Annotated in this window: 7 protein-coding genes; 1 reads left to right on the plus strand and 6 read right to left on the minus strand. The window is 66.0% G+C overall.

The window, feature by feature from the left end; all coding sequences use genetic code 11:
• Positions 1-17: 17 nt before the first annotated feature.
• The 6 genes from ASE50_RS07870 to ASE50_RS07895 all read right to left on the minus strand — a co-directional run bounded on the left by ASE50_RS07870 (position 18) and on the right by ASE50_RS07895 (position 10,463).
• The gene (locus ASE50_RS07870) at positions 18-3,038 is read right to left on the minus strand and encodes a TonB-dependent receptor domain-containing protein (protein ID WP_082438896.1); all 3,021 of its coding nucleotides are present in this window, start codon (positions 3,036-3,038) and stop codon (positions 18-20) included.
• Between the two features lie 214 nt (positions 3,039-3,252).
• Positions 3,253-4,935, minus strand: coding sequence for an N-acetylglucosamine-specific PTS transporter subunit IIBC (nagE, locus tag ASE50_RS07875; RefSeq protein WP_056398154.1), 1,683 nt, complete (start codon positions 4,933-4,935; stop codon positions 3,253-3,255).
• Positions 4,932-7,436 carry a phosphoenolpyruvate--protein phosphotransferase gene (gene ptsP / locus ASE50_RS07880; RefSeq protein ID WP_056398160.1) on the minus strand — a complete coding sequence of 835 codons (2,505 nt, stop codon included), beginning with the start codon at positions 7,434-7,436 and terminating at the stop codon, positions 4,932-4,934. The genes nagE and ptsP overlap by 4 nt, the downstream gene beginning before the upstream one ends.
• A 75-nt stretch (positions 7,437-7,511) precedes the next feature.
• Positions 7,512-8,639 (minus strand): N-acetylglucosamine-6-phosphate deacetylase, encoded by a 1,128-nt coding sequence (gene nagA / locus ASE50_RS07885; RefSeq protein ID WP_056398163.1) that lies wholly within the window; start codon positions 8,637-8,639, stop codon positions 7,512-7,514.
• Positions 8,636-9,694, minus strand: coding sequence for an SIS domain-containing protein (locus ASE50_RS07890; RefSeq protein ID WP_056398166.1), 1,059 nt, complete (start codon positions 9,692-9,694; stop codon positions 8,636-8,638). Before ASE50_RS07890 ends, nagA begins: the two co-directional genes overlap by 4 nt.
• 31 nt (positions 9,695-9,725) lie before the next feature.
• Positions 9,726-10,463, minus strand: a complete 738-nt coding sequence (locus ASE50_RS07895; protein ID WP_056398169.1) for a GntR family transcriptional regulator — start codon at positions 10,461-10,463, stop codon at positions 9,726-9,728.
• Positions 10,464-10,947: 484 nt separating this feature from the next.
• Between ASE50_RS07895 and ASE50_RS07900 the strand changes: the two genes are divergently transcribed.
• Entirely contained in the window at positions 10,948-13,743 is a 2,796-nt protein-coding gene (locus tag ASE50_RS07900; protein WP_056398172.1) for a TonB-dependent receptor, read from the plus strand.
• Positions 13,744-13,824: the final 81 nt, after the last annotated feature.

The raw sequence follows: 13,824 nt of genomic DNA on the forward strand, positions 1-13,824 counted from the left end.
TTACCCGAAAAGCAGGATCAGAAGTTAACGGTAGCGCCAATCGAAATCTGACGACCCAGCGAGTCGTAGCGCGCCGGGATCGTGTTGTTGCGCGCCAGCGATACGTCATAGGAGTTCGGCAGGATCGGCGGCACCTTGTCGAGCAGGTTGTTGGCAGCGAAGCGGAGCGTGAACTGCTTACCCACCGCGAACGTCGCCGCCAGATCGAAATAGCTGACCGGATCGAAGCGATAGAAGGTCTTGCGTGCGTCCTCCGGCGTACCGCCGACGGCGGAGTCGCCCGAGTTCTTTGCATGGGTCAGCGAGCCGACATAGCGCCAGTTGAACGAGATCGACGCGACCTTGTCCGGCGTGATGTAGGTGGTGCGCAAGCCATGGGTCCATTTCGGGATCAGCTGCCCGCAACCATTGCCGAAAAGCCCTGTGCAGTTGCGTTCGTCGCGGATCGGCGATTCCTGATTGCCAGCCAGCGTCGTCCACGATCCGTTAAAGATCCAGTCGAGCGTACCGAACCGGTCGATCGGCAGAACATACTGGCCCTGGAAGTCCCAACCATGCGCCTTGGTCTTGTACGTGTTGGTCGTACCCTGCTGGATATAGCCCGAGGTCGGATTGGTCGCCGGCGCGCTGTACAGAATACCGGTGGTCGGCGCGCGGACGATCTTGTCGCAGAAATACGAGTCGCCGCCTGACGTCAGACAGCCTTCCTGCCAATAGCTGTAATCCGCATAGCCGATCGAGTCATCGATATCGATTAGGAAGCGATCGACCGAAAAGGTCAGCCCCGGCAGGAAGCGCGGCTTGAGCACCACCCCGAACGTCTTGGTCCAAGCGGTTTCGGGATCGACGGTAAAGCCGCCGGTGAACACCGTGCACTGGTTGTTCGGGCAGTTCAGCGTCGGGCTGCCATACAGCGAATCCGCAAGGCCGGTGGCGCGACAGACGTCGATCGACGCACGCGGTGCTACGGTTTGCGTGATGGTGCGCGTGGGATCAGTGGGATCGGGTACCTGAATGGTTGTGCTGGCGCAGAAGTCGTTCTGCGAACCACCCTGCGTGCCGTACTGCCGCTGTGTCGCCTGCCGGATCTCGATCACGGTCGGCGCGCGCTGCGCCTTGTTGAACGCGCCGCGGAAGGTGACGTCCTGAATCGGAGCCCACAGCGCCTCGATCTTATACGTGCTGAACGTATCCGGATTGGTATCGTACTTCGACAGGCGATAGCCGGCATTGACCTGCAACAAATGGGTCCAGCGCTGTTTCTCGACCAGCGGCACCTGCACTTCGACGTTGGCTTCCTTCACGCTCTGGCGCAGCTGGAAATTCTCGCCGCCAATCTGCTCACGGTACACCTGGTTGGCGGTGCCGAGGAAACGGTCCTTGCGATATTCGGCACCGATGGCGAATGCCACGCCCTGGTCCGCCCATGGCGCAGTGATACCGTACTTGCCCAGATCACCCGACAGGTTGGCCACCACGTCGAACAACTGAGTGACGTTGCCGTACGTACCGTCGCGACCGCTGAACAGATAATCGTAGAGCGCCGTATTGTTGTTGTTCGCAGTGAAGGCATCGAACGGGACGCAGCCGTCGGCGGTACCCGTGGCGCACGTCGGCGTGCCACCCACGTTGACGACGTTCAGCGACCGGTTGATCTTCGCGAATTCCGGGAACGGACCATTGGTCACGTCCTGCTGACTGCGCACATAGACGCCGGCGACGTCATAGCTCCACGCTTCGGCGATGGTCCCGCGCACGCCACCGACAGCGCGAATGCCCTGATTCTCGTACAGATCGGCCGAATAGGGCAGCGCGTTAAAGCGATAGCGTACCTCGATCGGCAACAGCGTCGACGTACCCGCCGCCGTACCGCAGATCGCGGCCTGCTGTGCCGTCGACATCAGCGGGTTGTTGCAGTTCACGCTGAACGGGGTCGAACCATAGGCGGTGAAGCTGAACACCCGTGCCGGGAAACGATTGTACGACTTGTCCTTGAACCACAAGCCGTTACCATACAGCTCGACCGCGTCCGACAGCTTCAGCGATACGAACCCGCCGGCATTCAGGCGGTTGCTTTCGCGCTGGTACGAATACCCGTCGAACGGATTCGCCTGGATGCCCACGCCGAACGGAACGAACGTCCGGGTACCATCGGGGTTGTTGGCATAGACACGGTTCGCCTGCGTGCCGCCGCGCGGGCTAAGGTAACCGTACTGGGTGTAGGTCGAGGTCGAGCAGCTGAGCGGGCCATCGATCCCGGCCTCGACCAGCTGACATGCCGAGCTGGCGCGGGCATCGTAAGGGACCAGGTCAGCCTTGCGATAGTTGACGAAGCCCATGACGCTCAGCCGGTCGTCGAACAGTTTCGTGCCCGCCGACAGCGTCAAATCGACACGCGCGCCGTCGTTGGTCAGGCCACGCGGCACCGGGAACCCCGCCGCGCGGGCATAGGGACTGACCAGCGTGTCCTTATTCTCGTGATTGTAGAAATTGTAGTTCGCATTCAGATTGATGCCGTCCAGGTCCTTGCGCAGGATGAAGTTGACGACCCCGGCGACGGCATCCGAGCCGTAGACCGACGATGCACCGCCGGAAAGGACGTCGATGCGTTCGATCAGCGCCACTGGGATCATACCGGCGTCGACGCCGTTCTGCGTACCCAGCCGCAATCCGTCGACCAGCGTCAGCGTGCGTTCGAAGCCGAGGCTGCGCAACTTGATCCGCTGGCGACCGTCCGAATCCTGATAATTCTGCTGCGCATCCGGTGCGATCTGCGGCAAGCGGTTGAGAACGTCCTCGACATTGACGGCCGCCTGCAAGCGGATTTCTTCCGACGTAACCGACTGGATCGGCGCGGCCGACGTGGCATTGGGCCGACGGATACGCGTGCCGGTGACGACGATCGCATCGTCGTCGTTGTCGGTCGTCGCGGTGTTCGTATCGGGCAGTGCCTCTACGGGCACGACCTGCGCATGGGCAGTACCAGCCAGCATCGTCGCGAGACAGGATGTGGCAAGCAGCTTCGTGATAGATTTCATTGGTTCCCCCTTGTTGGCGCAGCGTCGCGTTTTTCGCTTGAGGAAGAGTCCGGCCCAGTCGGGTCGCACCGTCACCCGTCACATCTCACGGCCTGTTCACCTGTGCGACAGTTTTCCGCCAGCACGCACAAGGGTCAATATCGAATAAAACTAGATACCATATATGCGACACGTATTGCTAACAGCCGTGCTAATTCCGCAACACACCTTCGGACTATGACAGCAACAGATGCACCACCGTCGCGCTCGGCTGTGCCACCGCGCGGACGCCCGGCAACGTCGCGGGATCGATCGTCGCCGGTTGGGCCAGTTCGACGCGCATCCGGCCCGCCAGTGGTTCGGCGCGCAGGATCGCACCTGCCCCGCCCAACGCCTCGATCAGCGCCGCCGGAAGGGTCGGCTGCGTGACAGGCACTTCGGCTGGCGGGGCTGGGACCGGGGGGGCGGCCGGACCGTTGGCCCCGGCTTCGCGAATTTCTTCCGCTACCTGATCGGCGATCGGGCCGACCACGACCTGCACCGCGCGGGCCGAGGGGCGCAGCACGCCCATCGCGCCCAGTGCCTTCAGCGCCGCTTCGTCGACCAGCGCTTGGTCCGCAACGACCAGCCGTAGCCGGGTGGTGCATGCCCCGATGCTGACGAGGTTGCCGCTGCCGCCCAGCGCGGCAAGAAACGCCCGCCCGCGCGCGCCATCGCCGGTGGCCGGCGCGCCGGTCATCGTCGGCGCACTGGCATCGCGGCCCGGCGTCTTCAGGTCGAACCGCACGATGAAGAAGCGGAACACCCCGTAATACAGCGCGAAATAGACGGCACCCACCGGCAGCAGCATCAGCGGCCGGGTCGCCTTTCCATAATTAAGCACATAGTCGAACAGGCCGGCCGAGAAGCCGAAGCCGAGCTTCACCCCCAGCCAGTCCATCAGCGCCATCGACAGCCCGGTCAGCACCGCATGGATCGCGTACAGCACGGGTGCGAGGAACATGAACGAGAATTCGATCGGCTCGGTCACGCCGGTCAGGAAGCTGGTCAGCGCGAGGCTGAGCAACATGCCGCCCACCGCCTTGCGCCGGTCGGGCAGCGCCGATCGGTACATGGCAAGGCATGCGGCGGGCAGGCCGAACATCATCACCGGGAAATAGCCGGCCATGAACGCCCCCGCGGTCGGATCGCCGGCGAAGAAGCGACGCAGATCGCCGGTCGTCCCCCCGAAATCGCCGAGCACGAACCACGCGACGTTGTTGAGGATATGATGCAGCCCGGTGACCAGCAGCAGCCGGTTGAGCAGGCCGAACCCGAACAGGCCGAAGCTGCCCGACGCCACCAGTCCACGGCTGAGCAGATCGAGCGCGGCGGTGATGCCGCCGAAGCTCAGCCCGACCACGATGGCGATGCCGATGCCCACCACGCCGCTGACGATCGGCACGAACCGCCGCCCGCCGAAGAACGCCAGATATTCGGGCACCTTGATCGTCGCATAGCGATTATAGGCATGGCCGCCGATCAGCCCGGCAACGATCCCGATCGGCACGTCGAGCTTGGCAAAGGCCTTTGCCTTCCACGCCGCCGACAGCGTCGCTGCCACGCCCGCATCGAAGCCCTGCGTCACGTCGGCCGGTACGGTCAGGAACACCGGCCCGCCATTCTTGACGACCAGATAGCAGACCACGCCGGCAAGGCACGCCGCGCCGTTGCCGTCGCGGGCGATGCCGCAGGCCACGCCGATCGCGAACAGCAGGCCGAGACTGTTGAACAACGCATCGCCCGCCGCCGCCAGCAGGGCGATGTCGAGCAGGTCGGGCTGGCCCAGCCGCAGCAACAGCCCTGCCACCGGCAGGACCGCGATCGGCAGCATGAGCGCACGGCCGATCGGCTGCAGCGTTTCGACGATCGACTTCATACGCCCTGCTCCTGAAGAAATTCGCGAACCATGGTCCGCACCTCGGCCGGCGATGCCGCCGCCAGCGCGCGGACCGCCAGCAGGCGGCAGCGATGGGTATCGAGCCGCCGGACCAGCGCCTTCAATTCGGGGACGAATCGGGGCGACGCCGACAATTCGGTGATGCCCAGCCCGACCAGCAGCGGGATCGCCAGCCGATCCGATGCCAGCCCGCCGCACACCCCGACCCAGCGACGATACCGCGCCGCCCCGTCGGTCGTGTGCGCGATCAGTTGCAGCACGGCGGGGTGCAGCCCGTCGATGCCCGAGGCGACCGCCGGATTGCCGCGATCCATCGCCAGTGCATATTGGGTCAGGTCGTTGGTGCCGATCGACAGGAAATCGGCATGCGCCGCCAGCGTCGCGGCGGTGACCGCAGCGGCGGGGGTTTCGACCATAATGCCGACCTCGACCCGGTCGGTGATGCCCAGTTCGGCGCGCAGCCGGTCGACCACCGTGCGCACGGCGGCGATTTCGGCGACGCTCGCGACCATCGGGATCATGATCCGGCATTGCCCGACCGGCTGCACCGACAGGATGCCGCGCAACTGGGTTTCGAGAATATCGGGCATGGCCAGCGCGACGCGGATGCCGCGCAGGCCCAGCGCCGGATTTTCCTCCGGGGCGATCGGCAGATAGGGGGCGGGCTTGTCGCCACCGATATCGAGCAGCCGCACGATCAGCGGCCGTCCGTCGAGTTCGGCGGCGATCGCGCCGTAAAGCGCGGCCTGTTCGGTAGCATCAGGCGCGCTGTCGCGGTCGAGGAACAGGAATTCGGTGCGCAGCAGCCCCGACCCTTCCGCGCCATTGGCCATCGCCGCCTTCGCATCCTCGATCGACCCGAGATTGGCGAACGCCTCGATCCGGACGCCGTCGAGCGTGACACAGGCTTCGGTCGCCCGGGCCAGCGCGGCGTCGCGGTCGGCGGTGCGGCGATCGGCATGGGCGCGTGCCTCGGCCAGCGTCGCCGCATCGGGATCGACGTGCAGCACGCCGCCATCGGCGTCGAGGATCAGCGTCGCGCCATCTGCGACCGCCCCCAGCGGCGCGCCGATCGCGACCAGCGCGGGCAGCCCCATCGTCGCCGCAAGGATCGCGACGTGCGAGGTCGGCCCGCCACGTTCGACCGCAAGGCCGATGACGCTCGCCGGATCGATCGCCATCACCTGCGACGGCAGCAGATCGTCGGCGAGCAGGATGGTGCCGGTGGGGAAGGTCATCGCCTCCGCCTGCGTGCCGGTCAGTTCGCCCAGCACCTGCCGTTCGAGGTCGAGCAGATCGTCGGCACGCTCGGCCAGCCGCGCGTCGCCGAGATTGCGCAGCGTCGCCGCCTGCGCCCGCGTCGCCGCGCGCCAAGCATGGCCGGCATCGCGGCCCTCCCCGATGGCGGTATTGGCCGCCTCGCGCAGATCGGCATCGTCGAGAAACGCGATATGCGCGGCGCGGATCGCCGCCCCCTCACCCGTCGTCGTCGCCAGCGTCTCGCGCACCGCCGACAGTGCCGAATCAAGCCGTGCCGCCTCGATCGCCGCGCCCTGCCCGTCGACCGGCACCGCGATCTCGGCGACGCGCAGCCAGCGGGCGGTGCCGATCGTATAGCCCGGCGCCGCCAGCGTGCCCGCCAACTGCCCCTCGGGCAAGGTGACCGCCGGCGGCGGCGGTGGCGGGGCGACCACGGGACTGGGCGCGGCCTGTTTGGCGCGCTCCCCCATACCGCTTTCGATCAGCGTCACCAGCGCGGCGACGGCTTCCCGCGCGTCGGGGCCGCTCGCGATCACGTCGATCGTGTCGCCGAACCGCACGCCCAGCCCGAGCAGGCCGACCGCACCGGTGGTGCGGGCTTCGGCCCCGTCCTTGCCGAGCCAGCTGGTCGCGACGAAGCCACGCGCGACCTCACCGATCTTCGCCGCCGGCCGCGCGTGCAGACCGTGCGCCATCGCCACGCGCACCTGCTCCACGATCCGCTCGCCCTCGGCCGACGGCGTGGCGGGTGCCGTCGCCGCGATCGGCTCGACGGTCATCAGCAGCTGGCCGATCCCGACGACGCGGTCGGTTTCACGCCGGACGATGCGAAAGGCATCGGCATTGGTGACGATGAGCGGCGTCATCAGCGACGGTGCCGCCCGCACCAGCGCGTCGAGGTCGAAATCGATCAGCGGCTGACCACGCTCGACCCGGTCGCCGACCCCTACCCGCGCGGTGAAATCGCGGCCGCCCAGCTGCACCGTGTCGATCCCGACATGCATCAACAGCTCGACCCCGCCCTCCCCGCGCAGGGTGATGGCATGGCCGCCGGCATGGAGCGTGAGGACCTCGCCGTCGCACGGCGCGTGCAGCGTGCCGCCGGTCGGGTCGATCGCGACCCCGTCGCCCAGCATCCGCCCCGCGAACACCGCGTCGGGCACCTCGTCGAGCGCGTTTGCCCAGCCTTGCAGCGGTGCGGTCAGCAGGATGGCGGTCATGGTCGGCCCCTTCGTGCGCACGTCCGCCCCCCGGCGATCCGCGCGGATGCTGTTGTTCGTCCCGGCGAACCGGGGTCAGACGATGCGGTTGCCCGCAATCCACGTGCCGCGCACGGTCAGGTCCCGGTCGAGCCAGACGAAATCGGCGCTATGCCCGATATCGAGGCTGCCGATCCGGTGCGACAGGCGCAGGAACGCGGCCGGATTGGCCGATGCCATCGCCACCGCATCCTCGAACGCGACACCCAGTGCGTGGGTGTTGGCCACCGCCGTCGCCATGTCGAGATCGCATCCGGCCAGCGTGCCGTTGGCATCGACGCACACGCCGTTTTCGACATGGATCGGTTGCCCGTTGAGCACGAATTCCTTGGCTTTCGCACCGACCGTCGGCATCGCATCGGTCACCAGCATGAACCGGTCGATCGGCCGTGCCGCCAGCGCCACGCGGATCGCGGCGGGATGCAGATGCGCGCCGTCGACGATCAGCCCGGCATAGACCGACTTGTCCTCCAGCACCGCCCCGACCACGCCCGGATCGCGATGCTTGAGCGGCGACATCGCGTTGTAGAGATGCGTGACGCCGCGCGCGCCCGCGTCGATCGCGGTGCGCGCCTCTTCATAGGTCGCATCGCTATGGCCGATGCTGACGATCACCCCGGCCGCGACCAGCCGCTCGATGGCGGCGGGTTCGTTGCGTTCGGGGGCCAACGTCACCATCACCACGCCCTTGCGCGGCCGGGTGAGCAACTCGATCGCCGCATCGTCCAGTGCGCGGAAATGGTTCGCGTCGTGAATGCCCTTGCGTAGCGGGTTCAGGAACGGCCCTTCGACATGGATGCCGACCACCCCCGGCACGCCTTGCTCGATCGCGGCATCGACCGCGTCGAGGCCCGCGGCAACCACGTCCAGCCGGTCGCTGATGAGCGTCGGCAGGAAGGCGGTGGTGCCATAGGTCGCATGCGCCGCGCCGATCGCGGCGATGCCCGCGACGGTCGGGTGGTCGTTGAACAATACCCCGCCGCCGCCATTGACCTGCGTATCGACGAAACCCGGGACCAGCCAGCCGCCGTCGAGGTCGATCACCTGCGCATCGTCACCGGCGTGGAAATCGGTGATGACGCCGCCCTCGACACGGAACGCGCAGCTTTCCTGCTGGCACTGGTCGGCGAGCACGCGCCCGCCGCGGAAGACGAAGCTGCTCATCGCGTTTCAGTGACCTTGCGCAGATGCGGCGGCTGATCGGGGTTCAGGCCCCGGCGCAGCGACACCGTGTTGACCATGCGGTAGAAGCTCTGGATCATCAGGATCGGTTCGATCGCGGGATGGCTGCGGATCGTCGGCGGGTGGCTGTCGCCATCGGACGCATCGGCCAGATGCACCGCCGCGCCGCGCGACGCGAATTCCGCCGCCGCCGCGCGAACGTCGTCGCCGGCATCGTCCGACGTCGCGAAACCGAGCAGCGGGAAGCCGTCGTTGATGATCGCCATCGGCCCGTGGCGGACTTCGGCGCTGCTGAACGCCTCGGCATGGAGCGCCGAGGTTTCCTTCATCTTCAATGCCGCTTCCTGCGCCACGCCGAAGCTGTAGCCGCGCCCGATCACGAACAGGTTGCGCGCCTGTACCAGCGTGTCGGCAACCGCCGTCCAGTCGAGCCCGAACGCCGCCTCCAGCTGTGCGGGCAGCGCGTCCAGCGCCGCCAGCAGCGCGGCATCCTCGCTCCAGTGCGCGGCGATCGCGGCGAGGCCGGTCAGCGACGCAATGAACGATTTGGTCGCCGCGACCGACGTTTCCGGCCCGGCCGACAGCGGCAGCACGGTGTCGGCCAGCGCGGCGAGCGGCGAATCCTCGACATTGACCAGCGCGACGACTCGCGCGCCCGCCGCCTTGTAGCTTTCGACCGTGCGCAGCAGGTCGGGGCTGCGGCCCGATTGCGACACCGCGATCACCAGCGCGTTCATCCGCTCCATCCGCGTCGCATAGACCGACGCGACCGACGGCGCGGCGCTGGCAACGGGCACGCCGCACAGCGTCTCGACCAGATATTTGCCATAGGTCGCGGCATGATCCGACGACCCGCGCGCGCAGGTGACGACCAGCGCCGGCGGATCGGCGCGCAGCGATGCGCCAAGATCGGCCAGCGCCTGCGCATTGCGCGACAGGAAACGGGCGGCGGACGCACCGCCCTCCCCCGCTTCGCGGTGCATGGCGGTATGCTCGGCAACGACCGGCTTCGGCCCGGTTTCGACGGTGGACGTCATGAACCCCCTCTTGGTGCCGGCCCGCGCCGGATCAGCTTGCGTTGAGTTCGGCGACGACGTCGTACGCGTCGCCACGATAATAGGATTGGGTGAATTCGACCGTGTCGCCATCGGCGAGGAACCCGCGCCGTTCGATGAACAGCCCGGCATGACCGGTCTCAACCCCCAGCCGCCGCGCCTGTTCGGCGGGAAACGCCATTGCGCGCAACCGCTGCAACGCACGCACCGGCCGCGATCCCGCCGCCTCCAGCGCCGCATAGAGCGAGTCGCCGACCGCATCGACGCCCGGCAGGCAATTGCCCGCGATCGTCGCATATTCGACCGCCATCGGCACGTCGTCGGCGTAGCGCATCCGCTGAAACCGATAGACCGGCGCGCCCGGCGACAGGCCCAGCGACATCGATTCCTCGGGCGTGACCAGCCCGGTCGATTTCGACACCCACGCGCTGCTCGGCACCCGGCCACGCGCGACCATATCCTCCGAAAAGGACGACAGTTTCGAAAAACTCTTGTCGACCCGCGCCGCGACGAAGGTCCCCGCCCCGCGCCGCCGGACGACCAGTCCTTCCTTGGCCAGCCCCTCGATCGCCTTGCGCACGGTGATGCGCGACACGTCATATTCGACGGCCAGGTCGCGTTCGGGCGGGATCGCGTCGTCCTGTTGCAGGATCTTCCGCTCGATCGCGGTGCGGACCAGCTGCTGCAACTGGACATAGAGCGGCGCGTGCGCGTCGTCGCGCAGCCGGCCGACCCGATCTGAAAATTCCATACCCACGCCCTTCATACCCATCGGGCGATCAACGTAAAGGGCGGTCTGGACGTTCACAATCACCGTGATAGGTATGTTTTTGGTACTACGCAAGTGCGCGAGCGGTACGAAAACCGGGGGCATTAGCCGGTCGTCCGGCGTCGTTGTACCATTATTGGCACTACCTCGAACCACCGCCTGATCGGTACCTACTACTGTATACGGTTGACCAGCCCTTACGTGTTTTTGTAAGTATATTGCGTGTCATTGACGGATAACGGTGTGAATTGGCCAATTTCGCGCGGTGCAGCATCATATTTTCTCACCGGTGCAACTCTTTTTCATTTTTATGTAGATTTTATTATCGTAATTGGTCACATTGCGACCGACCAAAACGAGCTTGCATGGTACCAATATAGTACCAAAGCGTGGCGCATGGCGTCGTTGCCCGTCGCGGCCAATCGGGGAGGGCGCATTTCGCGCCCGGATAGAAGGGGTAGGGACCATGGCTTTTTCGCGTTTCGCATATCTAGCCTCCACCGCGCTGGTCGCCGTGGCGACGCCGGCACTGGCGCAGGAAGCGCCCGCACCGACCAGCTCGACGGCTGAAGACGACACGATCACCGTCACCGGCATCCGCAAGTCGATCGCCGACTCGATCGCGACCAAGCGGCGCGCCGATTCGATCGTCGACGTCATCTCGGCCGAAGACGTGGGCAAGCTGCCCGACAGCAACATCGCCGACTCGCTCGCCCGCCTGCCCGGCGTCACCGTCGACCGCCAGTTCGGCGAAGGCGAGCAGCTCTCGATCGCCGGCACCGAACCCGCGCTGAACCGCGTGACCATCGACGGCCACTCGGTCGCCTCGGCCGACTGGGGCGGCAACCCGTCCGACCGGTCGAGCCGTTCGTTCAACTACTCGCTGCTGTCGCCGACGATCATCAGCCAGGCCGTCCTGTACAAGACGCCCGAAGCCCGGCTTCAGGAAGGCGCCATCGGCGGCACCGTCGACATCGTCACCCGCAAGCCGCTCGAGCTGAAGTCGAACACGATCGCCGCGACCGCCGGCGGCGAATATAACGACCGTGCGAAGCGCGGCAGCTTCCGCGGTTCGGCGCTGTACAGCTGGAAGAACCAGGACGAGACGATCGGCTTCCTCGGCTCGGTCAGCTACGACAAGGAACAGCTGAGCCGCGCCGGCGTCGCCAGCTACTGGTACCGCACCGGTGCCGCGCTGCTCGAAAGCTTCAGCACGACCAATGCCGACGGCTCGCGCAATCCGATCCAATATGGTGCCGACGGTCGCGCGGTGATGGGTGCCACCATCAACGGTTCGCGCCCCACCGCCGCCACCATCTCGGCATTCAGCGCGTCGCGCTATGCCTCGTTCCTCGCCCGCGAATTCTTCAAACAGGAGCGCGAGCGCATCAGCTTCAGCGGCGCGGTCTCGGCCAAGCCGACCGACAACCTGACCGTCACCGGCACCGGGCTGATCATCCGCGGCAATTACGACAACGTGTCGAATTCCGAATATACCTATGGCTTCGAAGGATCGCGGATGACCGCGGCGACCTTCGTTCCGGGTCAGAACGGCCAGCCGGGCATCGTCGATTCGGCGACCTTCACCGGCATTGCAGCGGGCCAGCGCGGTTCGACCGGCCAGCTCGACACCTATTACCGCCGCACCCGGCTGAAGAACGACTCGGTATCGCTGCTGGTCGACTGGACGCCGGGCGACTGGGTCATCAACGGCAACCTCGGCGCCACCCGCGCGACCGGCGGCAAGGACCCTGAATATCTGCTCGACTTCCGTACGCAGCAGGGCTTCACCGCCGGCGCGAACGGCCGCAACACGCAGGTCAACTGGAACTCGCCGGCCAGCGACGCGACCAAGTGGCTGAGCAACTTCACCGCCAATGGCGGCGAGAACATCACCGCCACCGACGGCCGCAAGTTCTTCGGTCGCCAGATCGGCGGCATCCCGCTCCAGTCGGGCTTCACCACCGACAACGAGGTCTTCGGTGAAGTGAACGTGAAGCGCGACGTCAACTTCGGTCCGCTCAAGACCATCCTGTTCGGTGGCCGCTATGCATCGCACCTGAACGGCAACACGACCTACAGCAACGCGATCTTCACCAACCAGAACTATACGCTGGCCGATCTCGATTTCTACGTTCAGGACAGCAACCTGTACAACGGCCTCGGCACGTCCGGGAACGGCACGCCCTATGCCACGCTCGACAAGGACGGCATTCTCGGCGCGCTGACCAAGTACGGCAACTTCACCGACGATCGCGGCCTGTCGAAGGGCGATTACTGGCGCGTTCGTGAAAAGATCGCGGCAGGCTACATCCAGGCGAATTTCGAGCTGGGCAAGGTTCGCGGCAACGTGGGCGGCCGTCTGGTCAACACGTCGGACCGTTCGACCTTCTATGAAACGAAGCAGGACAATTCGGTCCTCCTGACCACGGTCAATTCGGACGAGACGCGCTTCCTGCCGGCCGCCAACGTGATCTTCCAGGCGGGTGAGGACGTCGTGCTGCGCGCCTCGGCAGCCAAGGTCATCGCCCGTCCGCGCTACGGCGATCTTGCCGGATCGACCAACGTGCGCGTGCTGACCGCCAATCCGGCCAATCCGAGCACCGACATCGGCGAAGGCAGCGGCGGCAATGCCGACCTCAAGCCCTATGCCGCGACCAACTACGGCCTGTCGGCGGAATGGTATTTCGCGCCGGCCAGCTTCCTCGCGGCGGAATTCTTCTACCGCGACATCTCGAACTATGTCGGCAATTCGGTGCAGGATGAAACGCTGGTCAACGATGCGACCGGCCGTACCGGCGTGTATTCGATCAACCGTCCGCGCAACGGCGGCAAGGCGTCGGTGACCGGCATCTCGCTGTCGGGCAACACCAACCTGATCTGGGGCTTCGGCGTGCAGGGCAGCTACACCTTTGCCGATGCGGAAACCCCGTTCGCCAACGGCCTGCCCTTCCTGTCGCGGCACACCTTCACGATCGTTCCCTATTATGAGGAAGGTCCGTTCCAGGCCCGGGTCAGCTACAACCGGCGTTCGAAGTATTTCTATCGCTTCGGTCGTCAGGCGAGCTCGGACTATACCGACTCCTACCGTCAGCTCGACGCGCAGATCAGCTACGCGATTTCGGAAGGCATCGGCATCACGGCGGCGGCGTCGAACCTGCTCGACGAAACCTATTATCAGTACAGCAGCACGCCGGACGCACCGACGTCGATCTACAAGAACGGTCGCGTGTTCTCGCTCAGCGCCACCTTCCGCATGTAAGGGGGCCGGCGATACGGGGGGTGCGGCCCGTGCCCCCCGATTCGTCGAAGGCCCCGGCTTTGCCGGGGCCTTTTTTCGTTC

This window comes from Sphingomonas sp. Leaf5 (assembly GCF_001421155.1).
In the GTDB taxonomy this organism is placed as follows: domain Bacteria; phylum Pseudomonadota; class Alphaproteobacteria; order Sphingomonadales; family Sphingomonadaceae; genus Sphingomonas.

Coding starts and splice junctions, on each gene's coding strand:
- ASE50_RS07895 (WP_056398169.1), bottom strand. CDS start 10,463: ATGGAATTTTCAGATCGGGTCGGCCGGCTGCGCGACGACGCGCACGCG.
- ASE50_RS07900 (WP_056398172.1), top strand. CDS start 10,948: ATGGCTTTTTCGCGTTTCGCATATCTAGCCTCCACCGCGCTGGTCGCC.
- ptsP (WP_056398160.1), bottom strand. CDS start 7,436: ATGACCGCCATCCTGCTGACCGCACCGCTGCAAGGCTGGGCAAACGCG.
- nagA (WP_056398163.1), bottom strand. CDS start 8,639: ATGAGCAGCTTCGTCTTCCGCGGCGGGCGCGTGCTCGCCGACCAGTGC.
- ASE50_RS07870 (WP_082438896.1), bottom strand. CDS start 3,038: ATGAAATCTATCACGAAGCTGCTTGCCACATCCTGTCTCGCGACGATG.
- nagE (WP_056398154.1), bottom strand. CDS start 4,935: ATGAAGTCGATCGTCGAAACGCTGCAGCCGATCGGCCGTGCGCTCATG.
- ASE50_RS07890 (WP_056398166.1), bottom strand. CDS start 9,694: ATGACGTCCACCGTCGAAACCGGGCCGAAGCCGGTCGTTGCCGAGCAT.